Raw genomic sequence first — 23,077 nt, forward strand, 5'->3', positions numbered from 1 at the left:
CCTCCTATCCGGTCGCGACCACGGCGATCGCGTTGACCAGCAGCGCGGCGATCGCGAGACCGGTCCGCAGCAGGTTCCAGTTGCGCCACCGCGGGCGCGGGTCGTCCCAAGTGGACGGAACGGTGTCGAGCGTCTTGACCGACCGGTTGATCGGCACGTTGGCCAGGTGCGAAACCGCGGACACGCCGAGCAGCAGCACCGCCGCGAGTCCGAAGAGGACGGACACCTCGACGATCGCCAGCACGGCGTCGGCCACCACGGTCCCCAGCACAGTCAGCGGCATCACCGGGTCGTAGTTCTTCCCGATCAGCCGGTGTGCCGCCACGTACTGCGCGGGCTCCATCCCGAGGAACGCGGGCACCACGCTGAGCGCCACGCAGAACAGCACACCGGCCGCGATCCCGCTGCCCGCCAGCACGAGCACGTCGAGTACGGCGACCACAATGGACTCCTAGTAGTTGGCCACGACCTGGTAGAGACCGAACGGGCTGCCCCGCGAAGCGTCCTGGTAGGGCCGCAGCGGCGAGGTCGTGCCGCGGTGGTCCGGCCCGGTCTCCCACTTCCGGAAGGCGTCCAGGTCGGCCCACTCGCTCATCACGACGAACGAGCGGGACTCGCCCAGCGACTGCATCAGCTCGTTGCCGAGCAGGCCCGGCGTGCCGGACAGCTCGGCGCTGATGCGGTGGTAGGCCTCGGTGACACCGTCGGTGTCGTCCTCCGGCGCCGCCGCGTAGATCAGCACGCGGACGCGGCTCACGCGGGCGCCCCGGCGCCGACCAGGTTGTGCACCACCCGCATCGTCTGCATGGAACCCTTGCTGCGGTACGGGTGCAGCTTGCCGCGGTGCACGACGTGCTCCTCGCTGCGCTCGTACTCGCGGAACAGCTCCTCGTTGACCCAGTCGCTGATGATGTAGTAGACGCCCTCCTCCTCGTCGCCGCGGGAGAGCCACTGGCCGAGGTTGGCGCGCTGGCCGGTGATCGTGCCGGCGCTCTCGTACCAGACCTTCTCGAACTCCTCGCCCTTGCCGGGCAGGACCTCCATCCGCAGCATGACGCGGAAGACCTCGCTGTCGGCCATCGTGTTCCCTTTCAGATTCCGCCGTCGACGTGGACGGTCTCGCCGGTGATGTAGGACGACAGGTCGCTGGCCAGGAACAGCACCGCGTTGGCGATCTCCGCCGGGCTGCCCAGCCTGCCGATCGCGGTGAGCTGGTGGTAGCGCTGCCGGATTTCTTCGGGTAGCGGCCGTTCCGGCGTCTCGATCACGCCGGGCGCCACCACGTTGACGCGGATCCGGCGCCCGCCCAGCTCCTTGGCCAGCGAGCGCGCGAGCCCGATCAGCGCCGACTTCGACGCCGTGTAGTGCGCCCGCAGCGGGATCCCGACGGTCGCCACCCGGGAGCCGATCAGCACGATGGACGCGCCGTCGGACAGCAGCGGCAGCGCCTTCGAGATCAGCAGGTAGGCCGCGGTCAGGTTGGTGTCGAGGACGCGCTTCCACTCCTCGAGCGGCAGCTCGCCGAACGGGACGTGGCTGATCGCCCCGGCGTTGCTGACCAGGACGTCCAGCCCGCCCAGCCGCGTCCGGCACTCCTCCAGGAGCGCGTCGACCTGCTCGGGCCGGGTGACGTCGGCGAGCACGACGTGGTGTTCCCCGCCGATCTCCTTGAGCTCGCGGGACATCGTTTCGGCGGCCTCTTCGTTCGACCGCCCGCAGGTGACGAGGCCGGCGCCCGCCCCGGCGAACGCGTGGGACAGGCCGCGGCCGATCCCCCCGGTTCCGCCGGTGACCAGCACCCGTTTGCCGTCGAGCCTGATGCTCATGTCTCTCCTTCGAAGTGTCAGTACAGGACGGCGATGCCGTCGACGACCAGCGCGGCCGCCATCAGGACCGTGCGGGCGGTGTTCCAGGCCTTCCAGCGCGCCCGCGGGTCCCGGCTGGGCCAGTCCGGGGGTTCGTCGGCCGGGTCGAGCTTCAGCACGAACCGGTTGATCGGCACGGCCCGGGCGACCGACACCGCGATCACCGACGCGACGAGCACCGCGGCGACCACGAACCAGGCGCCCGACGGCGCGGTGATCGCGGCGACCACGTTGGCCAGCAACGCGACCGTGTTGATGATCGGCATCGCCGGGTCGTACCGCGGCTGCAGGTACTGCACCATCTCGACGTAACGCCGGTAGGACAGCACCTGCATCATCGGCGCGAGCCCGACGGTGGTGCAGAACATGTCGCCCGCGGCGATCCCGCCGCAGACCAGCGCCAGCAGCGCGGCGATCTGGTAGGTCATGAGCTCACGCCGGCACTTCGGCTTCGCGCGCGGCCCGCTCGAGGAGCTGCTTGATCCGCGCCTGCTGCCGGACGCTGTTCCCGTTGATCCGGGCGGCCATCGCGTGGTCGTCGAGCGGGGCGCCGGGCTTCATCTCGAAGTCCTGCACCCAGCGCAGCCGCACCCCGCCGGCGACCTCGGTGTACTCCCAGAACAGCGTCATGTACTTGAACGGGCCGGTCTCGACGCGGTGCGACAGCGTGGTGCGGGCCGCCTCGTCGAGGCGCCGTTCGGACACCCACGCCCACACCTTGCCGTTCTCGTCCGGGTGCAGCGCGAGCCGGAAGGTGATCCGGTCGTCCCGCCGGTCGAGCACCGTGGCCTCGCCGTACTCGTCGAACAGCTCGGTCCACGACTCGACGTCGTTGGTCCGCTGCCAGACCAGCTCCATCGGCGCCTCGATGAACACGCTGTTGTCCGTGTGCGCGGCCATCTCAGGCGATCCCGACCGGGTTGTTGATGTAGCCCAGCAGCTGCCGCAGCGTCATCGACTCGGCGGTGACCTCCTCCGGGATACCGCGCCCGGAACGCTGCTGCAGCCGCGCTGCGATCTCGAGCACCGCCAGCGAGTCGTAGCCGAGTTCGGCCATGTCGACGTCCAGGATGTCGCCGTCGAGGTCGACGGACTCGTCGGTTCCGCACGTGCGCAGGACCTGTTTGAGATCTTCGACTGTGAGCACGTTCTCCTCCTTCGTGGTCAGGGATCAGCGGGTGAGCACGAGCGCCGAGTTGAAGCCGCCGAAGCCCCTCGCCAGCACCAGCGCGGTTCGCACGTCCGCGGGCCGGGGTTCGAGGACCAGGTCGAGCTCGTAGGCGGGTTCGGTGACGCCGACCGTCGGCGGCAGGACGCCGTCGCGCATGGCCAGCAGCACGCAGGCGACGTCCAGGGGCGCGCCGCCCGCGGCCAGCCGCCCGGTCATCGTCTTCGGCACCGTGACCGGCACCCCGCGGGCGCCGAACACCCCGGCCAGTGCCGCGGCTTCCTCGGCGTCGCGCTCGCGCGTCCCCGCGCCGTCGGCGAACACGACGTCCACATCGGACGGTCGCAGGCCCGCGTCCGCCAGCGCGCCGGTGATCGCGCGGAGCAGCCCGCCGGGGCGGCCGGAGCCCGGCCGGGGATCGAACGTCGCCGCGTACCCCGCGACTCGTCCGTACACTTCGGACACTCCGCGGGCGCGGGCGGAGCTCTCGTCCTCCAGCACGAGGATCGCGCCGCCCTCGCCCGGCACGTGGCCGGAGGCCCGCGCGTCGAACGGCAGGTACTCGCCGCGGGTGAACTGCCCGCCGGCGCTCTGGCACACCAGCGCGTACGGCGACAGCGCCGCCTCGGTGCCGCCGGTGACCACGGCCTTGGTGCCGGTGCGCAGCACCCGCCGGCTCTGCGCGAGCGCGTCCAGGCCGCCCGCCTGCTCGGCGACGACGACCCCGTTGGGACCGCGCATGCCGTGCCGGATGGACAGCTGGCCGGTGGTCGCCGCGTAGAACCAGGCGATCGACTGGTACACCGACACGTATTCCGGTCCGGCGCTCCACAGCCGCTCGATCTCCCGCTGGCCGAACTCGTTGCCCCCAGACGAACTGGCGGTGATCACGGCGAGGTCGTAGTCGTCGAAGTCCCGCTCGCCGCCGGGGCCGATGCCCGCGTCCCGCAGTGCTTCCTCGGTCGCGGTCATGGCGAGCCGGGTCCAGCGGTCGGTCTGCACGGTGATCCGGTTCGGCAGGGAGTCCGCCTCGCCGGGCACCGCGCCGACGTGCGAGACGGGGTAGCCCGTGGCGTCGAACCGGGTCACCGGCGCGAGCCCGCTCCGCCCGGCCAGCACGTTCGCCCAGAAGTCCTCGACGCCGACGCCGTTGGGCGCGACCACCCCGATCCCGGTGATCACCGGGGCGGCCACCGCCGTGGTCACACCGGCTCCCGGGTCAGGACGACGGCCGTCTGGAACCCGCCGAAGCCGCTGCCGACGGAGAGCACGGTGTCCAGCCCGGTCTCCCGGGCGACGTTCGGCACGTAGTCGAGATCGCACTCCGGGTCGCGCTCGTGCAGGTTCGCCGTCGGCGGCACGACCTGGTGCTCCAGCGCCAGTGCGCAGGCCGCGACCTCCAGCGAGCCGATCGCGCCGAGCGAGTGCCCGACCATCGACTTGATCGAGCTGACCGGCACGCGGTAGGCGTGCGCGCCAAGGCTGCGTTTGACCGCGGCGGTCTCGTGCCGGTCGTTCTGCTTGGTGCCCGAACCGTGGGCGTTGACGTAGCCGACGCGGTCGCCGGGCAGGCCGGCCCGGCGAAGAGCGACGTCGATGGCCTCGGCCAGCTCGCGGCCGTCGGGTTTCAGCCCCGTCATGTGGTAGGCGTTCGCCCTGGTCGCGAAGCCGGAGACCGCGCAGTAGACGTGCGCGCCGCGCCGCCGGGCGCTCTCGGCCTCCTCGACGACGAAGACCGCGGCACCTTCGCCGAGCACGAACCCGTTGCGCGTGCGGTCGAACGGCCGGGACGCGCGCGCGGCGTCGTCGTTGTCGGGGGACGTGGCCTTGATCGCGTCGAAGCAGGCGACGGTGATCGGCGAGATCGGCGCGTCGGTGGCGCCGGCGAGCATGACGTCGGCCTCGCCGGACTCGATGAGCCCGGCGGCGTGGCCGATCGCGTCGAGACCGGAGGTGCAGCCGGTGGAGATCGTGGCGACCGGGCCCTGCGCACCGCAGCGCCAAGCGACTTCGGCCGCGAAACTGCTCGGGACGAGGTACTCGTACAGCTGCGGGGCGGCCTTGGCGGGGTCGACCACCCAGTCGCGGGCCCCCGCCGAGACGGTGAGGTACTCGTTCTCCAGCCCGATGGTGGCGCCGACGGCGCTGCCGATCGTGACGCCGAGCCGGTACGGATCGAGCTCACCGGGGTCCAGGCCGCTGTCGACCACGGCTTCGTCCGCGCAGACGAGCGCGAACTGCGCCGCGCGGTCGAGGCGCCCGGACTCCTCGGCGGTCAGGCCGTTGAGCTCGCCTTCGAAGTCGCACTCGGCCGCGATGCGCGAGCGGAACCCGGACGCGTCGAAGGTCGAGATCGGCCGGGTCGCGGTGCGGCCTTCGGTGAGCAACGCCCAGAAGGCCTTGGTGCCGATACCGCCCGGGGCGACGACGCCGATGCCGGTGATGACCGCGGTCCTCGTCACGGTGCCCCCACGGCCGGCTGGGCCTCGGCGGGCGCCGGCAGCTCCTCGGTGTCGACGTGGCCGAGCTCCGGGCGCGGGGCCAGCGGGCACAGGTGGAACACCGCCTCGGCGGGGTCGCCGGTGTGGTTCTCCACCCGGTGCCGGGCGTTCTTCGGCACGACGAGTCCTTCACCCTCGTACAGGACGTAGGACGCGCCGTCGACGCGGGCGGTCAGCTCGCCGCGCGTGACGTAGAGGAACTCCTCGGAGTAGGGGTGGTAGTGCTCCGACACGAACTCACCCGGCTGCAGGGTCAGCACCCCGAGGAAGCCCGTCGTGGCTCCGGCGGTCTTGGGCCCGAGGACGACCCGCAGCTCGCCGCCGCGGCGGCGGTTGGGCTCGGCGTCGGCGTAGGAGGCGATCTTCAGCTCCCCCATCAGACGGCCCGCCAGCTGTAGAAGCGGTGCGCCATCGCGTCGGCCGGACCGCGCCAGGTCCGCGGGTCGTACGGCGTGATGAACTCGTCGAGCTTCGTGTTGATGTCGGTCCACAAAGGACTCTTGCGCGCCTCGGCGAGCCCCTCGGCCAGCGGCCGTTCGGCTTCGATGAGGTGGAAGTACAAGCCCTGGTAGGAGAACAACGACCGCGCCGTCACACCCACCGTCGCGGGGAGTTCACCGGCGTCGGACTCGCCGAATATCCCGGCCACCGATTCCGCCGAATCCGGATTCATGCGTGCCACGATGAGTGTGCGTTCCACCCGTGCCGCCCTTCCCTGAAGCGAGATCCCGATGTTTTTCGCGGGCAGGACGATGTTCGGCGACCGCATTCGAGAACGGTTCGAATACCGGTCGCACTTTCTTTCGGGTGGCCGCTCCTAATGCGCGGTGACCGGTTCGCCCCGCATCGTGGCGAGCACGCGGCGCAGCCACTCCAGCTCGGCGTGCCCGACCGCGCACAGGTAGTCCAGCTCCATGACCCGCTTGTACTCCAGGTGCGGCCCGGCCGCGGCCAGCTGGGCGGCGTACTCGGCCAGCCGGCCCTCGAGCCGGATCCGCCGCTCCCGCAGCGCCTCGACCTGCAGGTCGGCGTCGAGGTTCCCGAGCAGCGACAACGCCGCTCCGAAGGCCGGGATCTCCTCCGGCGTGGTGACCAGGCGCGAGAGCTGGGTGACCATCTCCTCGGAGCCGTCGGGGGTGATGCGGTACACCGTCCGCTCCGGACGACGTCCCTCGCGGGTCGTCTCGACCGGCTCGATCAGCCCGTCGGCCTGCAGCCGCTCGATGGCGCGGTAGATGCTGCGCGGCAGCCCCGGGATGATGTTGTCCTTGTGCCGCTGGCGGACCAGCCGCAGCATCTCGTACGGGTGCCGGTCACCCTCGTTGAGAAAACACAGCACGGTCAATGCGGCGAAATCCCGGGGACGGCTCATGGCACAACCTTTCCGACGTATTTCGTTCCGCACTATTTCTCCGTCCATGTTTTCAGATCACGGGAAGTGCGGCAATGAGAGAAGCGCCGATTCCCGGCGGGAATCGGCGCTTCTCGAGTGAGAGTTCAGCGGGCCGCGACGGCCACGACGGGCGGCACCGGGGTTTCCGGGGCGGGCACGGCGAGCCGGGTGGTCAGCGACCGCCGGGCGAGCACGAGCGCGAGCCCGGAACCGAGGCCGGCGCCCGCCAGCACGAGGTAGTACACCGGCCGCGGGAGCACGTCCGCGAGGTGCACGATCTGGCTGCCGATGCCGGCCCCGAAGGCCGAGCACATCCAGTACAGCCCCATCGTGCGCCCGGCGAAGGTCGACGGCGCGACGTCCACCGACGCGCTGAGGCCGACCGGCGCGAGCACCACCTCGCCGAGGGCGAGCAGCAGGTAGACCAGGATCAGCCACCAGGGTGAGACCAGGCCGTCGACGGCGAACCCCGACGCGGCGCTCATCAGCAGCATCGACCCCGCCGCGGCGGCCAGCCCGGCCGCGATCTTGACCGGGAGCGAGATGCGCTCACCGACGCGGGTCCACAGCGCCGCGAGCGCCGGCGCCAGCAGGAGCATGAACAACGGGGTCGCGGAGGCGAACCAGCCGGCCGGGATCGTGAACCCGCCGAGCCGCCGGTCGGTCGAGTGCGCGGCGAACAGGCTGAGCAGGGAGTTGCCCTGGATGACGAACATCCAGAACAACGCGGTCGAGGCGAGCACCCAGCCGAACGCCGACACCCGGCGCCGCTGCGGGACGCTCAGCGCGGGGCTGCGCCGCAGGATCAGGAAGTAGGCCACCGGGGCGAGCAGGGAAAGCAGGCCCATGGCGATCACCACGTGCATCAGGGTGAAGGAGCCGGCCAGCACGTCGGCGGCCGCCAGCGCCGCGACGACGATCGTGGACACCCCGGCGATCAGCGCGGCCTTGCGGCGTTCGGCGGCCGACGCGGGATGTCCGGGCTCGCGTCCCAGGTCGCCGAACGACCGGCTGCCCAGCAGGAACTGCACCACCCCGAAGGTCATGCCGACCCCGGCGGCCGCGAACCCGAGGTGCCAGTTGATCGTCTCCCCCAGGAACCCGGTCACCAGCGGCGCGACGAGCGCGGACAGCTGGATGCTGACGTAGAACAGCGAGAGCGTGGACTCGCGCTGCGCGCTCTGGCCGGGGCCGTGGAACCGGCCGAGCAGCGCGAGCATGTTCGGTTTGAGGAGCCCGGTGCCCGCGGCGATCAGCCCGAGGCCGACCCAAGTCGCGGCGGCGGCCGGGACGAGCATGGTGAAGTGCCCGAGCGCGATGCCCGAGCCGCCGATCACGACCGCCCGGCGCTCGCCGAGCACGCGGTCGCCGAGCCAGCCGCCGGGCATGGCGGCCATGAAGACGAGACCGACGTACGCGCCGAAGAGCGCGGCCGCGGTACCCATCGGCAGGCCGAGCCCGCCGCTCGCGGGAGACGCGGCGGCGTAGAGCGCGAGGATCGCGATCATGCCGAAGAAGCTGAAGCGCTCCCACATATCCGTGAGGAACAACGTGACGAACCAGCGTGGGCGACCTAGGACCATGGCGGAGAGCATGCGGCGGCCGCTTCGAGCGCGGCTGGAGAAGGACTCGCGGCCTCGCGCGCGCGGCCGGCCACGCGCGCGAGGCTCACGGCCGGCCCGGCGCGGGCCCCAGGCCGGACGTCATGAACGGGTCTTTCCTCGCGCCGGACGCGCTGAAAGGGTCGTTCATGACGTCCGCGCCGTGCGCGCCGTGCGCGCGGCCGGCCACGCGCGCGAGGCCGGCGGCAGGACTCGTCCGGCACGCGGACCCGAGTCTTTTTCGAGCGCCCGGTGGTGTCCTTCCCGGCGACGCCTCGAAAGGAGACCGATGTGAGCGGTCCGTCCACTTTGAACGACATCAACCGGCTGGGTATCGCGTTCGCCGAAGCGAAGGTCGTGCTGGCCGCCGTCGAGCTCGGCCTCTTCACCCGGCTGGCCGCCGGTCCCGCGACCCAGGACGAGCTGTGCGCCGAGCTCGGGCTGCACCCCCGCGCCGCCCGCGACTTCCTGACCGTGCTGACCTGCACCGGTCTCGTGCACCACGAGGACGGGAAGTACACCGGCAGCCCGGCCGCCGACACCTACCTCGACAAGACCAAGCCGACCTACGGCGGCGCGTTCCTCGAGCGCGCGAACCGGATGATGTACCCGGCGTGGGAGAACCTCTCGGGGCTGCTGCGCACCGGCGAACCGCAGCTGGCCGGCCGCGAAGACCAGGCCGTTGCCTTCGAGAAGATGATGGGCAACCCCGACCACCTGCGGAACTTCCTGCGGATGATGGACGCCGTTTCCGGGCCGCTGGCGCCGGAACTGGCCACGAAGTTCGACTGGACCGCCCACCGCACGGTGCTCGACGTCGGCGGCGCGCGCGGCAACCTGCTCGCGCAGGTGCTCAAGGCCCACCCGCACCTGACCGGGACGGTGTTCGACCTGCCCCCGATCGGCCCCATGTTCGACGAGCACATCGCGGGCTTCGGGCTGACCGACCGGGCGCGGTTCGCCGGCGGCGACGCGTTCACCACCGAACTGCCCGCGGCCGACGTCGTCGTCACCGGGCACGTCCTGCACGACTGGGGCCCCGCCGAGCGGATCGAACTGGTGAAACGGATGGCGCGGGCCGTGAACCCGGGCGGGGCGCTGCTGATCTACGACATGCTGCTGGAACCGGCGTCGTCCGACCCGTGGAACACGCTGATCAGCCTCAACATGCAGCTGCTCTCGCCCGGCGGGTCCGAGTACACCCTCGCCGAGTGCGAGGAGTACCTGGCCGCGGCCGGGCTGTCCGATGTGGACACCGTGCGCCTCGGCGACCACGACACCCTCGTCATCGCCCGGAAGCCCGCATGAGCACCACCCGGGTGCCCGTCCTCGTCGTCGGCGGCGGCCCGGTCGGCCTGTCCACCGCGCTGTTCCTGACCCGGCACGGCATCGCGCCGACCCTGGTGGAGCGCCGCGACTCCACGTCGTGGCTGCCCCGCGCACCGGGCATCCAGGCCCGGACCCTCGAGATCTTCGCCGCGGCGGGCCTCGAGCAGGAGATCCGCGCGCTAGAGATGGGTGACTCCCACCCGTACTTCGAGGGCGGCATCCTTCGCACCCCGACCCTGGCCGAGATCGGCACCGCCGAGGTCGTCGAGTCGCCGTCCCTCGACGGCGAGGAGATCAGCCCGCAGCGGGTGATGGGCTGCGGCCAGGACCGCTACGAGCGCGTGCTGGCCGAAAAGGCCCGCGCGGGCGGCGCGACGCTCGAGTTCGGCACCAAGCTCGTCTCCTTCACCGCCGGCGAGAACGGCGTGACCGCCGAACTGGAGTCCGTCGCCGACGGCACGCGGCGGACGATCGAGGCCGACTACGTCGTCGCCGCCGACGGCGCGAGCAGCTTCGTCCGGCGCACGCTCGGGATCCCCCAGGAGGGGCGGGGCACGGTCTTCCACGCCCTGAGCATCTACTTCCGGGCCCCGCGCCTGGAAAGCGTCATGCACGACCGCAAGTTCATCCTGTGCTACGCCACCAAGGGCCCGACGGTGATGACGTTGTCCCGGCTGCACGGGTGCGACCCGTGGGCCGGCGCCGCGCTGTACGACCCGGCCGAGGAGTCCCCGGCCGACTTCACCGAGGAACGCTGCGTCCAGGTGGTGCGGGACGCCGCCGGGGTGCCCGACCTCGAGGTCGAGATCGTCGGCACCGTGCCGTGGGAGGGCGCCCAGCGGGTGGCCACCACGTTCCGGTCCGGGCGGGTGCTGCTCGCCGGGGACGCCGCGCACGTGCACCCGCCCGCGGGCGGGTTCGGCGCCAACACGGGCATCCACGACGCGCACAACCTGGCGTGGAAGCTCGCGGCCGTCCTGCGTGGCTGGGGCGGGGAGCGGCTGCTCGACAGCTACGACGCCGAGCGGCGTCCACTCGGGACGGCCATGGCGGACCAGGCGTTGCTGCGCAACCGGATCCGGCACGGCCACGCCTCGGAAGCCGACCGGGCGCGGATGGTCGACGACATCATCGTCACCCTCGGCTACCGGTACGCGTCGTCCGCGATCGCCGACCCGGACGACGGCCCGGTGCTCACGCCGCACCTGGAGCTGACCGGCCAGCCCGGCACCCGGGCCCCGCACGTGTGGCTCCGCCGGGACGGCGAGCGCGTTTCGACGGTCGAGCTGTTCTTCGGCTCGTACGTGCTGCTGGCCGGCCCCGAGGGCGAGAAGTGGCACGACGCGGCCACGGTGGTCGCCACCGAGACCGCGGTGCCGTTGCGCTCGTTCCGGATCGGCCGTGAGCTGGTGGAGGACGAGGGCGCCGACTGGGCGAAGGCCTACGGCGTCGCGGCGGACGGTGCGGTGCTGGTGCGGCCGGACGGGTTCGTCGCGTGGCGCACGACGGAGGCCGGGCAGGACCCGAAGGCGACCTTGCACGCGCTGCTGGAATCCCTGATCTGACCGTTCCCCCGATACGACTGAAGCGCCTTCGCCGGGATCACCCCCGGCGAAGGCGCTTCAGTCTATTTCAGACAGTCACCGGCTCCCGGCAGTCCAGCGCCGCGAGCACGTCGGCCAGGTCCTCAGGCGCGAAGCCGGTTTCCTTGCGCCAGGCCACGAACCCGTCCGGACGCACCAGCAACGCGCCGGTGGCGGTGATGCCGTGCCGGGCCGGCTGGGTGTCTTCGAGCACATAGGACTTGAGCCCGGTGGCCACTTCGGTACCGGTCAGCAGGACGTACTCGCGGCCGTAGCGGTCCAGAGTGGACCCGCTGCCGAGCGGCAGGTGCGGCGCCCGCGTGCCCGGCTGTCCCGTCAGCTCCGCGGGTTCCAGCGCCACGGGTCCGTCGCCGGAAGCGAACGGACCCGGGTAGCGGTACCCGAACACCGCGGCGTCGTAGGGCACCAGCGAGTGCCCGGCGGGCGCGGCCACCTTCGCCCCGCCCCGCGCGTTCATCAGCAGCAGCGCCTGCCCCAGGGTGAACTCCGCGACCGGACGCCGCTCGGCGTCGTAGGTGTCCAGCAGCGCCTCCCCCGCCCGGCCGCTCAGCACGTGCGCGAGCTTCCAGGCCAGGTTGTGCGCGTCCTGGATACCGGTGCCGGCGCCGAACGCGCCGGTCGGCGGCATGACGTGCGCGGCGTCGCCGACGAGGAACACCCGCCCGGCGCGGTAGGTGTCCGCGACGAGCGCGCCGACTTCGTAGCCGAGCACCCGCACGCCGTTCTCCAGCTGCGGGACGAGGGCGACCGGCAGGTCCGGCACGCCGGTCGCGGCCCGGATCGCGGCCACGCAGCGTTCGTCGTCGAAGTCCTCGACGCGTTCGCCGCGCTCGGGGAAGTACGGGGTGTTGAACACCCAGCGCCGGTCGCCGCCGTGCGGGAACAGCACCGTGCCTTCCGCGGGCGTGGTCAGGTGGCAGGACGCGACGAACCGCCCGTTCGCCGGGTCGTGGCGGCCGCGCATCGGCCCGGACAGGTCCGCGTCGAAGACCATGCTCGCGACGTGGCTGAGCCGGCCCGGCCCGTGCCGGCCGATGCCGAGCAGCGACCGGACCGTGCTGCCGTTGCCGTCGGCGCCGATCACGTACGCGGCGCGGATCCGACGTTCGCCGTCCACAGTGGACACGGTCGCGGTGACCCCGGTGCCGTCCTGGTCCAGGGCGACGAGCCGCTGCCCGAACCGCACGTCCGCGCCGAGCTCTTCGGCCCGTTCCCGCAGCACGCGCTCGAGCCGGTCCTGGTCGATCATCCCCCAGCCGGACGGGCTGACCTCGGCACCGCCACCCGCGTCGGCGGGCGGTCGCTGTTCGGTGCGGCTGAGCTCCTCGCCGGCCAGGGTCACCGCGCGCAGGAGGTACACCGAGGGCAGTTCGCTCACGTAGCCGCCGCTGTCGGTGACCGCGGACGCGAGACCGACCTGGCGGAGCAGCTCCGCGGTCCGGGGGTTGATGCTGCGGGCCCGCGGGTGGATCAGCGTCCCGGAATGCCGCTCCACCACGGCGGTGCGCACGCCGAGCCAGGAGAGGAAGGTGGCGGCGGCGAGCCCGGTCAGCCCGCCGCCGGCCACCAGGACGTCCACAGTGGTCGGCTTCACCGCGGGGCCTCCAGCAACGCGTGCCGCAGCTGCCGGGTCAGCTGGTCGGTGACCCCGAGCGCGACGAGGTAGTTCGGGAACGACCCGTAGTCGAGGGTGACCTGGTCGTAGGCCGCGTCGAGGTAGGCGGCCGTGGTACCGGAGGACAGCAGGTAGTCCTGGCGGATCACGTCGTCGGGCACCCCGAGCACCTTGAGCAGGATCACCGTCATCCAGCCGGTGCGGTGGTTGCCGCCGGTGCAGTGGTAGAGCACCGGCCGCTGGCGGGCGTCGGCGATGTGGGTCAGCGCGTCGAAGAACTGGTGGCCCAGGTTCGGGTTCGACACCAGCAGCCGGTAGTTGTCCATGATCAGGTCCCCGGTGGACGGCGGGGTCTTCGGGTCCGGCGGCACCGCCTGGTCGGGGTCGCCGACCGGTTCCGCGACGTGGGTGACGCCGGCCGGGATCGGGTCCGCCCCCTCGCCGGTCGCTTCCGCGGTCGAGCGGAAGTCGACGTCCTCCTTGACGCCCAGGCCGGCGATCTCTTCGCGGCCGGTCGTGGTGGCGGGCGTCAGCCGCGCGGACCGGAAGATCGTGCCCCAGCGGATGCGCAGGCCGTCGGCGGCCGGATAGCCGCCCAGATCGCGGGCGTTGTTGACGCCTTCGAGGTTGACCAGCTTCGCGGCCACCCCCTCGCCGAGCTTCGACGGGCCGGGCACGATCGTGAAGTACCAGCGGGACGTGGGCGCCAGGCCGGTCACCGTCACCGCTCCCGTGGCGTCCTTCGCGACCAGCTTCCCGTCCTGTGCCTTGTCGATCGGGTGCGTGGCGGCGTACACCGACGCCGAGCGGACCCCGTTCGCGGCCACCCAGCTCAGCTGGTAGCTGCCGTCGGCGGCACGCACCGCCGTGGCGCCGGCGATCGGCAGTGGCTGGGATTCACAAGCGAATGCGGTGGTACCGCCGGCCAGGACGGTGGTGGTGACGATGGCCGTCGCCACCACACCCCGCCGCAGGGACAAGCTCACCATAACGGGCTTCTTCCTCTAAAACGGATACGAGCGGGACACGCGCGCGGCCCCAGGCTCGTCATCGCCGGTCGAAACGCGCTGCAGTCCGGCTCGACACCGGGGCCGGGCGTCCCAGCCGCGTCCCAACGAGGTTCGAGTCGACGCGCCGAGCATGCGACGCGAAACTGCCGCCGGAAGTCTGGAGACCCCCGCATGCGGATCGGTGTCGGCCTGCCCGCGATGGTGCCGGGCGCCAGCGGCGCGGACGTCCTCGACTGGGCCAGGACCGCCGAGGCGAGGAACTTCTCGACGCTCGGGGTGCTCGACCGGATCGTCTACCCGAACCACGAGCCGCTCACCACGCTCGCGGTCGCGGCCGGCGCCACCCGCCGGATCCGCCTGACCACGACGGTGCTGCTCGGCGCGACCCGCTCCCCCGCCGTGCTGGCCAAGCAGGCGGCGACGCTGCACGAGCTGTCCGGCGGGCGGCTGGAGCTCGGGCTCGCCGCGGGCGGACGGCGCGACGACTTCGACGTCACCGGCACGGCGTTCACCCGGCGCGGCCGGAACCTGGACGAGCTGGTCACGACCCTGCGCCGGACCTGGGGTGCCGGCGAGATCGGCCCCACCCCCGCGGCGCCCCCGCCGGTGCTGATCGGCGGGCACTCCGAAGCGGCGATGCGGCGGGCGGCCGGCCTCGCGGACGGGTGGATCTCCGGCAGCGGCTCGGCCGAGCCGTACGCCGACCGGCTCACCCGGCTGCGCAAGGCCTGGGCCGAGGCCGGCCGCACGGACGAGCCCCGGCTGGTCGCCCTGGCGTACTTCGCCCTCGGCCCGGACGGGAGCGCGCTGGCCCGCGACTACCTCGGCGGCTGCTACCGCGGGATGGGCCGCTACGCCGAGCGGGTCGTCGGCGAAACGCTGCTCACCCGGGGCGCCCTCGCCCGCACCGCCGCGGAGTACGCCGGCGCCGGGTGCCAGGAGCTCGTGCTCTTCCCGTGTTCGGCCGATCTCCGCCAGCTCGACCGGCTCACCGACGCCCTGTCCGGGGCGGGACTGCTGGGGGCGTCTTGAGGGCGCTGGTCACGGGCGCGGGACGCGGCATCGGGCTCGCCGTCTGCCGGCACCTCACCGCCGCCGGGTTCGAGGTCGTCGCGTCCGCACGGCGCCTCGCCGACGCCGAAGCCGCGGGGACCGGCCGGGCGGTGCAGCTCGACGTCACCGACGCCGGCTCGGTGGCCGCCGCGCTCGAGCAGGCCGGACCGGTCGACATCCTGGTGAACAACGCCGGGGTGCTCCTCGACGCCGGCGCGCCGCCCGAGTCCGTCCCGCCCGAACTCGTCGCCGAAACCCTCGCGGTCAACGCACTCGGCTCGCTGCGGGTCTCCCAGGCCGTGCTGCCGGGGATGCTCGACCGGAGCTGGGGCCGGATCGTCATGGTGTCGAGCGGCACCGGCGCGTTCAGCCACGGCCTGTTCGCCGGCGCCCCGGCGTATTCGCTGTCCAAGACCGCGCTGAACGCCGTGACCGTGCTGCTCGCGAACAGCACCCGAGGCCGTGGCGTGCTGGTCAACGCGGTCAACCCCGGCCGCGTGCGCACCCGCATGATGCCCACGGCCGACGGGGACGCCGCCACCGCGGCGGCCGACATCGCCTGGGCCGCCACGCTGCCCGAGGACGGGCCGACGGGCACCTTCTTCCGTTCCCGCGAACCGATCGATTGGTGAGGATCCCGATGACCGAAGCCGTGACGGCACTGCCCGCGTTCCCCTTTCGCGTGCGCACCCCCGGGGAAGCGCTCGACGAGTACTCGAAGCTGCGCGCCGAGGCCGCGGTGACCCGGGTGCGGTTGCCGGGCGGCCATGAAGGCTGGCTCGTCCTGCGCCACGCCGAGGTCCGGACCGTGCTCACCGACCTGCGGTTCAGCAAGGAAGCGATGACCCGGCCGGACGCGCCGAGGCTGATCCCGGTGCACCGCGGCTCGCGGTCGCTGGTGAACCTGGACCCGCCGGACCACACCCGGTTGCGCAAGCTGGCCTCGCGCGAGTTCACGCAGCGGCGGGTCGAGACGCTGCGGCCGCGGGTCGAAGAGATCACCGCCGGCCTGGTCGACTCGATGCTCGCCGCCGGGACCACCGCGGACGCGGTGACCGCGCTGGCCCTGCCGCTGCCGATCACGGTGATCTGCGAACTGCTCGGTGTCGAGCCCGCCGAGCAGGCGCAGTTCCGGCAGTGGGGCGACAAGGTGCTCACCGTCGGCGGGCCGGGCGCGGACGCCGACGCGGCCCGTGAAGCCGCCGGCGCGCTCATGGGCTACCTCACCGGGCTGATCGAGCGCAAGCGCGCCCGGCCGGGCGAGGACCTGCTGACCCGGCTGCTGCAGGCCCAGGAGGACGGCGACTCGCTCGACGCCGAGGAGCTGCGCACCCTCGCGATGACGATCCTGATCGCCGGCTACCACACGACGGTCAGCGCGGCGTCGCACCTTCTCGTGCACCTGCTGGAGGACCCGGCGCGCTACCAGTCCCTCGTGGACGATCCGGAGCTCATCGGCACGGCCGTCGAAGAGGCCTTGCGCTACAGCCAGGTCGCCGGCGGGTTCGGCTCGCTGCGGATCGCGCTCGAGGACGTCGAGCTCGGCGGGGTGACGATCCGGGCCGGCGAGCCGGTGATCCCGTTGATCAACTCCGCGAACCGCGACGAGTCCGTGTTCGCCGAGGCGGACGAGGTGCGGCTGGACCGCACCGACAACCCGCACCTGGCCTTCGGCGCGGGCATCCACTTCTGCCTCGGGGCCGCGCTCGCCCGGCTGGAGCTGCGGGTGCTGCTGGAGACCCTGGTGGCGCGCCGGGTCCCGCTCGCGCTGGGCACCCCGGTGGACGAGCTGCGGTGGCACCTCGCGACCGCGTTCCCCCGGCCGGCCGAGCTGCCGATCCAGTGGTGACCGGGCCGCGGTTCGGCATCCTGGGCTGCGCCGACATCGCGGCCCGCAAGACGGTTCCCGCGCTGGCCGCCGCGGGCCTGCGGATCACCGCGGTGGCGAGCCGGTCGGCGGCGAAGGCGGCGGCCTTCACCGCCCGCTCCGGCGGCGAGGCCGTGACCGGCTACGCGGCGCTGCTGGAGCGGCCGGACGTCGACGCGGTGTACATCCCGCTGCCGATCGCGCTGCACCAGGAATGGGCGGAGGCGGCCCTCGAAGCCGGCAAGCACGTGCTGGTGGAGAAAACGGCGGCGATCGGGACGGCCGCGGCCGCGCGACTGGTCGAGCTCGCGACCGCGCGCGGGCTGGTGGTGATGGAGAACTTCGCGTTCCCCCACCACTCCCAGCACGCCGAGGTGGCGGAGCTGGTGACCAAGGGTGTGGTCGGCGAGCCCCGCCTGATCACCGCGGACTTCGGCATCCCGCCGACCGCGCGGTCCGGGATCAAGTACTCCGCCGCCCTCGGCGGCGGCTCGCTGCGCGAGACCGGGTGCTACCCGATCCGGGCGGCCTGGCCCTACCTCGGCAACCCCGAGGTGGCCGGCGCGGTGCTCGTGCGCTCCGGCGAGGTGGACGTGTCCGGCAGCGCGCTGCTGAGCGACGGGACCGTGGCGGCCCAGTGCTCGTTCGGTTTCGTGCACGCCTACCGCAACACGATGTCGGTGTGGGGCAGCGAGGGCCGGCTGACGTTGGACTGGGCGTTCACCCCGCCGGCCACGACGCGCCCGGTGCTGCGCCTGGAGTCCCAGGACGTGCGGGAAGAGCGCACTCTGCCGGCGGACGACCAGTTCCGCAACGTCCTGCGGCACTTCGCGGGCCTGGTCGGCGACCCGGCCGGACGGGCCCTCGAGTACGAAACGCTGCTCACCCAGGCCCGGCTGCTCGAAGAGGTCGTCGCGCGGGCTTCGTGAACCGCTGTCGTGGGTGGCGCGCGGACGCCCGCCACCCACGACGCCGGCGTCAGGCGGTGGCCACGAACGACATGAAGTGCGGGTGCACGTCCAGTTCCAGCACCTCGCCGAACACGTCGTTCAGGATGGCGGTGCCTTCCGTGCTGGTCAGCAGCTGCGTCCGGTACGCGCCGGTCTTCATCCGGCCGCCCGAGGCGCGGATGACCACCGCCGTGCTGAAGAACGCCGCCGTGCGGCGCAGGTGGTTGAGCGTGCCGTAGCGCTTGCGCTCGAAGTCGTGGAAGTTGTCGCCCGTCCAGAGGTTCCCGACGAAGATCCCGCCCGGCGCCAGGAACGTCTTGAGCCGCTCCAGCACTTCGCGGACGTCGCCGAGGTGGTGGATCGCGTCGACGCACATCACCAGGTCCGCGGTGCCGAGGTCGTGGTCGGCCCAGAAGTCCCCGAGCACGAGCTTGAGGTCGTCGTGGTGCACGCGGCCGCGCACGATGTCGAGGCCCTGCTGGGAGATGTCGAGCGCGGTGATGCTCTTCGCCGAGGTGCGGGTCGCCGCGAGACCGGTGAACTCACCGGTGCCGCAGGCGAATTCGAGCACCCGCCCGGTGTCGGCGCCGTACTTCTCGAGGTACTTGCCGATGGTGTCCTTCTGGCTGAGGAAGTGCTCGCGCAGCAGCGGGTGCTGCTCCGCCGCCGCCCGGTCCCAGAACCGCGCCGCCCAGTACTTCCGGCCGTCCGGCGGCACGTTGTCGAGCAGTACCTTGCCGGAACGGGCGAGCATTTCAGCCAACATTCGATCCCTCGCTCTGCAGTCGGGTTACTCCGGAACAGCCTGGTCAGATCGCCTCGAAAATCGTTTGGAGCTCGTTGACCCCGGCGGTGACGGCCGCGCCGGCGAGCCACGACCGCCAGGTCGCCGCCACGCCTTCCGCCAGCGACGTCCCGGGCCGCCAGCCCAGCACCCGCTCGGCCTCGCCGACGTCGAGCCAGACGTCCTGCCGGTCGAACAGCCGGCTCGGCTGGAACTCCACCCGCAGGTCGAGCGCCACGACCGAGCGCACCACGTCCAGCAGATCCGACAGCGAGGTGCGCACGCCGGATCCGACGTTGAGGATCAGGGGTTCCGCGGGCCCGGCGCCCCGCAGCCGCCGCATCACGTCGACGACGTCGTCGACGTAGACGTAGTCGCGGGTCGCGGTGACGTCGCCGATCAGCCGCAGCGGCCGGGAGTCCAGCGCGGCGGCCAGCCAGTGGGCGAGCACACCCTGGCCGCGGCCGGTCGGCTGGCCCGGACCGTACACATTGGACATCCGGAGGATCACCGCCGGCAGCTCACCGGCGTGGCTCAGCAGTTCCTCTTCGAGGGCGATCTTCGCCCGGCCGTAGGCACCCGAGGGTTTCAGCGGCGAGGTTTCCGCGTACGGCGGGGCGAACGCGGGGTCGTACACGGTGCCACCGGAGCTCGTCAGCACCACCGTCGGCGGGTTGTCCCGGCGGCGCAGCCGGTCGAGCAGGGTGCTGAACAGCGCGTGGTCGGCCCTGGCCAGCTCCGGGTGGCTTTCCCCGAGCGCCGGGTTGATGCTGGACGCGAGGTAGAACACGGTCCCGGCGCCGGCGATCGGGGCGGCCAGCTCGCCGTCGCACAGGAACCTGGACTGCCGGGTGAAGCACGCCGTCCGCACCCGCGCGAGGTCGAGCGTCGCCGAAAGCCGGCGTCCGATGAACCCCGCGCTCCCGATCACCACCGCCGTGTCGGTAGCGCCGTCCGCGATCACCCGACCAGACATGAGCACCACAGCCTCTCCCGCATCCGCGTCCGCCTCCGCGACCGGACGGCCACGACCGTAGGGCGCGCGGGTCCAGCCGCATTCGAGTCCGGGCCGAGCACCGCCGAAGACCGTGGGAACCCACGAGACGCAGGAGGCGGAATGCGAGTACTGGTCACGGGCGGCGCCGGGTTCATCGGCCGCAACGTCGTCGAAGCACTGGTGGCCGGCGGGCACGAGGTCCGGGTCCTGGACGCCCTGCTCCCCCACGTGCACCCGGCCGGATCGCCGCCGGAGTTCCCCGACGGCGTCGAGTTCCGGCACGGCGACCTGCGCGACGAGTCCACAGTGGTCTCGGCGCTGCGCGGGGTCGACGCGGTGTGCCACCAGGCCGCGATGGTCGGCCGGGGCAAGGAGATCCGCGACGCGGCGCGGTACGTGACGTGCAACGACCTCGCCACCGCGCGGCTCGTCACCGCCATGACCGAGCTGGGCCTCGGCAAGCTGGTGCTCGGGAGCTCGGTGGTGATCTACGGCGACAGCCGGTACGACTGCCCGGTGCACGGCCGGGTCCGGCCCGGCCGCCGCCCGAAGGAAGCCCTCGACGCGGGCCGGTTCGAGGTGACCTGCCCGGACTGCGGCACGACCGTCGTGGACAGTCCGGTCGAAGAGGACGATCCGCTCGATCCGCCCCGCAACGTCTACGCGGTCACGAAGCTGGCCCAGGAACACCTGGCCGGCGCGTGGGCCCGCGAGACCGGCGGCCAGGCGATCGCCTTGCGCTACCACAACGTCTACGGGCCCGAGATGCCGCCCGGAAGCCCGTATTCCGGCGTGACGGCGGTCTTCCGCACGGCGGTGGAGCGCGCCACGGCGGCCCGGGTCTTCGAGGACGGCAAGCCGTGCCGCGACTTCATCCACGTCCGCGACATCGCGACGGCGAACGTGGCGGCCCTGACGGCGGCGAACCCGGGATTCCGGGCGTTCAACGTGGCGACGGGCGACCCCCGCAGCATCGTGGAGGTGGCGGCCACCCTGGCCGCGGCGGCCGGAACGCCCCCGCCGGTGATCACGGGCGAGTACCGCATCGGCGACGTGCGCCACATCGTGGCCTCACCGAAGCGGATCAAGGCGGAGCTGGGCTGGCTGCCCTCGACCGGGTTCGAGGAAGGCATGGCGGAATTCGCCAAGTCCCCGATGCGCACCCCCGTGCCGGCTTAGCCCAGTGAATCACCAAATCGGTTCGACCCCGAAAAGAGGCCGTCGCTGTGACGGCCTCTTTTCGGGGTGGTGAACCGACCGCCGGCGAGGGACTCAGCCGGCCAATTCCGGCAGCACCGACTTGACGAACAAGTCGATACCGGACCGGTCGTGGGCCGCCTCGAGGAAGTGCAGGATCGTGTACTCCAACCCGAGACCCTTCATACGGGTCAGCCGTTCCGCCAGCTGCTCCGGTGTGCCGACCAGCAGCCCGGAGCCGTACAGCTTGTCGAAAGCGGCCGTTTTGTCGGCGGGGACCAGCGGCTCGTACTGTGCGCGAGCCCAGGCGAGCCGGTCCTGGACGTCCTTCTCCGTCTCGCCGATCATGATGTTGTAGTTGGCCGACCGGACGATCGCGTCGAAATCGGTCCCCACCTCACGGCAGTGCCCGGCCAGCACCTCCGACTTGTGCTGGAACACCTCCGGGGCGCCGTCGAAGTTGGTGTAGCCGGCGTACTTCGCCGCGATCCGCAGCGTCTTCCTCTCACCTCCGCCGGCGATCCAGAGCGGGATCCCACCCTCCTGCAGGGGCAGCGGCCGGTTGATCGCGCCGTCGACCTGGTAGTGCTCGCCTTCCAGGGTCGCGGTGCCGGTGGTCCACAACTGGCGCATGATCTGCACGCCCTCGTCCAGCATGCCGAGCCGCTCGCCGGCCCGCGGGAAGCCGTAGCCGTAGGCCCGGAACTCGTGCTCGTACCAGCCGGCCCCGATCCCCATCTCCACCCGGCCACCGGAGATGATGTCGACCGTGGACGCGACCTTGGCGAGGTACGCCGGGTTGCGGTAACCCATGGACGTGCACATCTGGCCCAGCCGCACCCGGCTGGTCGCCGCGGCGAAGCCGGCCATCAGCGACCACGCCTCGTGCGTCGCCTCCTCGGTGGGCGCCGGCACGGTGTGGAAGTGGTCGTAGACCCAGATCGACTCGAACGGCCCGTCCTCGGCGTACCGGGCCAGATCCAGCATCGTCCGCCAGTGCTCGCTCGGCTCGATCCCGACCAGGTCCAATTTCCAACCCTGCGGTATGAAAAGTCCAAATCGCATGGGCCGAGCATACTGTCCTCGGTGAGAATCCGGCGAATTCCCACCGAGGACGCCGAACGGATTATGCGGAGGCGGACCACCTCAGCAAAGTGGCTCCCACGGACATTCCACCACCGAAGGCCGCCAGCAAGACCAGATCGCCATCGTCGATCTCGCCCGAACGGACCGCGTCGTCGAGGGTCACCGGGACGGACGCGCTGCCGAGGTTGCCGTACCGCTGGACCACGCGGTGGGTGTGCGTGTCGGTCAGGCCGCACGCCTCCACCAAGTGGTCCAGCAGCACCCCGTTCGCCTGGTGCGGCACGAAACACCGGACGTCGGCCAGGCTGGAACCGGCGTCCGTGACCAGTTTTTCGAGGATCTGCGGGACGTTGTCGAGCACGAAGTCCCGGACGGCCCGGCCCTGCATGGTGAACAGGTGACCGCCGGCCGCCAGGGTGTCCGCCGAGGTCGGCGTCCGGCTGCCGCCCGCGGGCACCTTGATCAGGTCCTGGGCGTCGCCGTGGCTGCTCAGGTGGACGTTGAGGAATCCGCGTCCCTCGGGAACCGCGCCGACGACGGCCGCTCCCGCACCGTCGCCGAGCAGGACCGACGTGCTGCGGTCGTCGTAGTTCAGGAACCGCGAATACAGGTCGGCGCCGATCACCATCGCGTGCGCGTCGGGCTGGTCCGCCACCAGGTTGCGGGCGATCTCGAGCCCGTAGGGGAAACCGGCGCACACCACGTTGATGTCGAAGCACGCCGCGTCGTGCGAGCCGATGAGGTTCTGCACCAGGCAAGCCGTCGGCGGCTGCGGGAAGTCACCCGTGGAGGTCGAAACGATCAGGTAGTCGATCCGGTTGGGCGTGAGGTTCGCGCTTTCCAGGGCCCGGAGCGCGGCCTTGGCCGCCAGATCCGACGTCGCCTCGCCGGCGGCCGCGTAGCGCCGGGTCGCGATCCCCGTTTTGCGCAGAATCCATTCCGTCGTGATGTTCGGTACCATCTCGACGATTTCCTCGTTGGTCACCACGCGGTCCGGCACGTACGAACCCGTGCCGAGCAGCCCGATGGTCCGCTTGGTCATGTTCCGATCCTCTCG

26 protein-coding genes are annotated in these 23,077 nt (G+C 72.0%); 7 read left to right on the forward strand and 19 right to left on the reverse strand.

Translation table 11 applies throughout. The annotated features are described in order from the left end of the window. Window positions 1–4: 4 nt before the first annotated feature. The 13 genes from BLV96_RS10185 to BLV96_RS10245 all read right to left on the reverse strand — a co-directional run bounded on the left by BLV96_RS10185 (window position 5) and on the right by BLV96_RS10245 (window position 8,510). Entirely contained in the window at window positions 5–442 is a 438-nt protein-coding gene (locus tag BLV96_RS10185; protein ID WP_086670558.1) for an anthrone oxygenase family protein, read from the reverse strand. 9 nt (window positions 443–451) lie between these two features. Then, entirely contained in the window at window positions 452–757 is a 306-nt protein-coding gene (locus BLV96_RS10190; RefSeq protein WP_086670560.1) for an antibiotic biosynthesis monooxygenase family protein, read from the reverse strand. Continuing rightward, the gene (locus BLV96_RS10195; RefSeq protein WP_086670561.1) at window positions 754–1,080 is read right to left on the reverse strand and encodes an antibiotic biosynthesis monooxygenase family protein; all 327 of its coding nucleotides are present in this window, start codon (window positions 1,078–1,080) and stop codon (window positions 754–756) included. Before BLV96_RS10195 ends, BLV96_RS10190 begins: the two co-directional genes overlap by 4 nt. An 11-nt stretch (window positions 1,081–1,091) precedes the next feature. Continuing rightward, window positions 1,092–1,826 (reverse strand): SDR family NAD(P)-dependent oxidoreductase, encoded by a 735-nt coding sequence (locus BLV96_RS10200; RefSeq protein ID WP_086670563.1) that lies wholly within the window; start codon window positions 1,824–1,826, stop codon window positions 1,092–1,094. Between the two features lie 17 nt (window positions 1,827–1,843). Next, the gene (locus tag BLV96_RS10205; RefSeq protein ID WP_086670565.1) at window positions 1,844–2,293 is read right to left on the reverse strand and encodes an anthrone oxygenase family protein; all 450 of its coding nucleotides are present in this window, start codon (window positions 2,291–2,293) and stop codon (window positions 1,844–1,846) included. Between the two features lie 4 nt (window positions 2,294–2,297). Next, window positions 2,298–2,765, reverse strand: a complete 468-nt coding sequence (locus BLV96_RS10210; RefSeq protein ID WP_086670567.1) for an SRPBCC family protein — start codon at window positions 2,763–2,765, stop codon at window positions 2,298–2,300. Window position 2,766: 1 nt separating this feature from the next. After that, on the reverse strand, window positions 2,767–3,012 hold the full coding sequence (locus tag BLV96_RS10215; protein ID WP_086670569.1) for an acyl carrier protein: 246 nt from the start codon (window positions 3,010–3,012) through the stop codon (window positions 2,767–2,769). Between the two features lie 24 nt (window positions 3,013–3,036). Further along, complete coding sequence (locus tag BLV96_RS10220; protein ID WP_086670571.1) at window positions 3,037–4,239, reverse strand: ketosynthase chain-length factor; 1,203 nt, start codon at window positions 4,237–4,239, stop codon at window positions 3,037–3,039. Continuing rightward, entirely contained in the window at window positions 4,236–5,495 is a 1,260-nt protein-coding gene (locus tag BLV96_RS10225; RefSeq protein WP_086670573.1) for a beta-ketoacyl-[acyl-carrier-protein] synthase family protein, read from the reverse strand. The genes BLV96_RS10220 and BLV96_RS10225 overlap by 4 nt, the downstream gene beginning before the upstream one ends. Then, a complete protein-coding gene (locus tag BLV96_RS10230) occupies window positions 5,492–5,911 on the reverse strand; it encodes a cupin domain-containing protein (RefSeq protein ID WP_086670575.1) in 420 nt (139 codons plus the stop codon). Before BLV96_RS10230 ends, BLV96_RS10225 begins: the two co-directional genes overlap by 4 nt. Continuing rightward, a complete protein-coding gene (locus BLV96_RS10235; protein WP_244180138.1) occupies window positions 5,911–6,207 on the reverse strand; it encodes a TcmI family type II polyketide cyclase in 297 nt (98 codons plus the stop codon). Before BLV96_RS10235 ends, BLV96_RS10230 begins: the two co-directional genes overlap by 1 nt. Before the next feature lie 144 nt (window positions 6,208–6,351). Continuing rightward, complete coding sequence (locus BLV96_RS10240; RefSeq protein ID WP_086670577.1) at window positions 6,352–6,906, reverse strand: PadR family transcriptional regulator; 555 nt, start codon at window positions 6,904–6,906, stop codon at window positions 6,352–6,354. A 125-nt stretch (window positions 6,907–7,031) separates the two neighbouring features. Further along, a complete protein-coding gene (locus BLV96_RS10245; RefSeq protein ID WP_086670645.1) occupies window positions 7,032–8,510 on the reverse strand; it encodes a peptide MFS transporter in 1,479 nt (492 codons plus the stop codon). Between the two features lie 309 nt (window positions 8,511–8,819). Here BLV96_RS10245 and BLV96_RS10250 point away from each other — a divergent pair, with 309 nt between their 5' ends. Continuing rightward, on the forward strand, window positions 8,820–9,836 hold the full coding sequence (locus BLV96_RS10250; protein ID WP_086670579.1) for a methyltransferase: 1,017 nt from the start codon (window positions 8,820–8,822) through the stop codon (window positions 9,834–9,836). Then, a complete protein-coding gene (locus BLV96_RS10255; RefSeq protein WP_086670581.1) occupies window positions 9,833–11,422 on the forward strand; it encodes an FAD-dependent monooxygenase in 1,590 nt (529 codons plus the stop codon). Before BLV96_RS10250 ends, BLV96_RS10255 begins: the two co-directional genes overlap by 4 nt. Window positions 11,423–11,489: 67 nt before the next feature. Here the strand turns inward: BLV96_RS10255 and BLV96_RS10260 are convergent, their stop codons facing one another. Both BLV96_RS10260 and BLV96_RS10265 read right to left on the reverse strand, forming a co-directional pair. Then, window positions 11,490–13,055: an FAD-dependent oxidoreductase gene (locus BLV96_RS10260; protein WP_086670583.1), complete on the reverse strand. Its 1,566-nt coding sequence runs from the start codon at window positions 13,053–13,055 to the stop codon at window positions 11,490–11,492. Beyond that, the gene (locus tag BLV96_RS10265; RefSeq protein WP_244180139.1) at window positions 13,052–14,065 is read right to left on the reverse strand and encodes a tyrosine-protein phosphatase; all 1,014 of its coding nucleotides are present in this window, start codon (window positions 14,063–14,065) and stop codon (window positions 13,052–13,054) included. Before BLV96_RS10265 ends, BLV96_RS10260 begins: the two co-directional genes overlap by 4 nt. Window positions 14,066–14,257: 192 nt before the next feature. On the opposite strand from BLV96_RS10265, the gene BLV96_RS10270 reads away from it, so the two are divergent. The 4 genes from BLV96_RS10270 to BLV96_RS10285 are packed head-to-tail and all read left to right on the forward strand — an operon-like array spanning window position 14,258 to window position 17,935. Beyond that, window positions 14,258–15,118 (forward strand): LLM class flavin-dependent oxidoreductase, encoded by an 861-nt coding sequence (locus BLV96_RS10270; RefSeq protein WP_086670585.1) that lies wholly within the window; start codon window positions 14,258–14,260, stop codon window positions 15,116–15,118. Continuing rightward, entirely contained in the window at window positions 15,115–15,771 is a 657-nt protein-coding gene (locus BLV96_RS10275) for an SDR family NAD(P)-dependent oxidoreductase (protein WP_086670587.1), read from the forward strand. Before BLV96_RS10270 ends, BLV96_RS10275 begins: the two co-directional genes overlap by 4 nt. A gap of 8 nt (window positions 15,772–15,779) precedes the next feature. Continuing rightward, window positions 15,780–16,988, forward strand: a complete 1,209-nt coding sequence (locus BLV96_RS10280) for a cytochrome P450 (RefSeq protein WP_086670589.1) — start codon at window positions 15,780–15,782, stop codon at window positions 16,986–16,988. Further along, on the forward strand, window positions 16,985–17,935 hold the full coding sequence (locus BLV96_RS10285) for a Gfo/Idh/MocA family protein (RefSeq protein ID WP_244180140.1): 951 nt from the start codon (window positions 16,985–16,987) through the stop codon (window positions 17,933–17,935). Before BLV96_RS10280 ends, BLV96_RS10285 begins: the two co-directional genes overlap by 4 nt. A gap of 49 nt (window positions 17,936–17,984) precedes the next feature. On the opposite strand, the gene BLV96_RS10290 is transcribed toward BLV96_RS10285, so the two are convergent. Together BLV96_RS10290 and BLV96_RS10295 are read right to left on the reverse strand one after the other, a co-directional pair. Beyond that, window positions 17,985–18,710 carry a class I SAM-dependent methyltransferase gene (locus BLV96_RS10290; protein ID WP_086670592.1) on the reverse strand — a complete coding sequence of 242 codons (726 nt, stop codon included), beginning with the start codon at window positions 18,708–18,710 and terminating at the stop codon, window positions 17,985–17,987. Between the two features lie 55 nt (window positions 18,711–18,765). After that, a complete protein-coding gene (locus BLV96_RS10295; protein ID WP_244180141.1) occupies window positions 18,766–19,716 on the reverse strand; it encodes an NAD-dependent epimerase/dehydratase family protein in 951 nt (316 codons plus the stop codon). Between the two features lie 141 nt (window positions 19,717–19,857). Here BLV96_RS10295 and BLV96_RS10300 point away from each other — a divergent pair, with 141 nt between their 5' ends. Next, window positions 19,858–20,916, forward strand: coding sequence for an NAD-dependent epimerase/dehydratase family protein (locus BLV96_RS10300; protein ID WP_086670596.1), 1,059 nt, complete (start codon window positions 19,858–19,860; stop codon window positions 20,914–20,916). Window positions 20,917–21,009: 93 nt separating this feature from the next. Here the strand turns inward: BLV96_RS10300 and BLV96_RS10305 are convergent, their stop codons facing one another. Then, window positions 21,010–21,999: an LLM class F420-dependent oxidoreductase gene (locus BLV96_RS10305; RefSeq protein WP_086670598.1), complete on the reverse strand. Its 990-nt coding sequence runs from the start codon at window positions 21,997–21,999 to the stop codon at window positions 21,010–21,012. Between the two features lie 61 nt (window positions 22,000–22,060). Continuing rightward, window positions 22,061–23,062 (reverse strand): 3-oxoacyl-ACP synthase III family protein, encoded by a 1,002-nt coding sequence (locus BLV96_RS10310; RefSeq protein ID WP_086670600.1) that lies wholly within the window; start codon window positions 23,060–23,062, stop codon window positions 22,061–22,063. Window positions 23,063–23,077 lie beyond the last annotated feature (15 nt).

This window comes from Amycolatopsis pretoriensis (assembly GCF_900107925.1).
Lineage (GTDB): Bacteria > Actinomycetota > Actinomycetes > Mycobacteriales > Pseudonocardiaceae > Amycolatopsis > Amycolatopsis pretoriensis.

Excerpts from the sequence above, each read along its gene's own strand:
- BLV96_RS10290 (WP_086670592.1), bottom strand. The coding sequence starts at position 18,710 with ATGCTCGCCCGTTCCGGCAAGGTACTGCTCGACAACGTGCCGCCGGAC.
- BLV96_RS10270 (WP_086670585.1), top strand. The coding sequence starts at position 14,258 with ATGCGGATCGGTGTCGGCCTGCCCGCGATGGTGCCGGGCGCCAGCGGC.
- BLV96_RS10230 (WP_086670575.1), bottom strand. The coding sequence starts at position 5,911 with ATGGGGGAGCTGAAGATCGCCTCCTACGCCGACGCCGAGCCCAACCGC.
- BLV96_RS10240 (WP_086670577.1), bottom strand. The coding sequence starts at position 6,906 with ATGAGCCGTCCCCGGGATTTCGCCGCATTGACCGTGCTGTGTTTTCTC.
- BLV96_RS10205 (WP_086670565.1), bottom strand. The coding sequence starts at position 2,293 with ATGACCTACCAGATCGCCGCGCTGCTGGCGCTGGTCTGCGGCGGGATC.
- BLV96_RS10310 (WP_086670600.1), bottom strand. The coding sequence starts at position 23,062 with ATGACCAAGCGGACCATCGGGCTGCTCGGCACGGGTTCGTACGTGCCG.
- BLV96_RS10210 (WP_086670567.1), bottom strand. The coding sequence starts at position 2,765 with ATGGCCGCGCACACGGACAACAGCGTGTTCATCGAGGCGCCGATGGAG.
- BLV96_RS10245 (WP_086670645.1), bottom strand. The coding sequence starts at position 8,510 with ATGGTCCTAGGTCGCCCACGCTGGTTCGTCACGTTGTTCCTCACGGAT.
- BLV96_RS10300 (WP_086670596.1), top strand. The coding sequence starts at position 19,858 with ATGCGAGTACTGGTCACGGGCGGCGCCGGGTTCATCGGCCGCAACGTC.
- BLV96_RS10305 (WP_086670598.1), bottom strand. The coding sequence starts at position 21,999 with ATGCGATTTGGACTTTTCATACCGCAGGGTTGGAAATTGGACCTGGTC.
- BLV96_RS10280 (WP_086670589.1), top strand. The coding sequence starts at position 15,780 with ATGACCGAAGCCGTGACGGCACTGCCCGCGTTCCCCTTTCGCGTGCGC.
- BLV96_RS10195 (WP_086670561.1), bottom strand. The coding sequence starts at position 1,080 with ATGGCCGACAGCGAGGTCTTCCGCGTCATGCTGCGGATGGAGGTCCTG.
- BLV96_RS10200 (WP_086670563.1), bottom strand. The coding sequence starts at position 1,826 with ATGAGCATCAGGCTCGACGGCAAACGGGTGCTGGTCACCGGCGGAACC.
- BLV96_RS10255 (WP_086670581.1), top strand. The coding sequence starts at position 9,833 with ATGAGCACCACCCGGGTGCCCGTCCTCGTCGTCGGCGGCGGCCCGGTC.
- BLV96_RS10235 (WP_244180138.1), bottom strand. The coding sequence starts at position 6,207 with ATGAATCCGGATTCGGCGGAATCGGTGGCCGGGATATTCGGCGAGTCC.
- BLV96_RS10265 (WP_244180139.1), bottom strand. The coding sequence starts at position 14,065 with ATGGTGAGCTTGTCCCTGCGGCGGGGTGTGGTGGCGACGGCCATCGTC.
- BLV96_RS10295 (WP_244180141.1), bottom strand. The coding sequence starts at position 19,716 with ATGTCTGGTCGGGTGATCGCGGACGGCGCTACCGACACGGCGGTGGTG.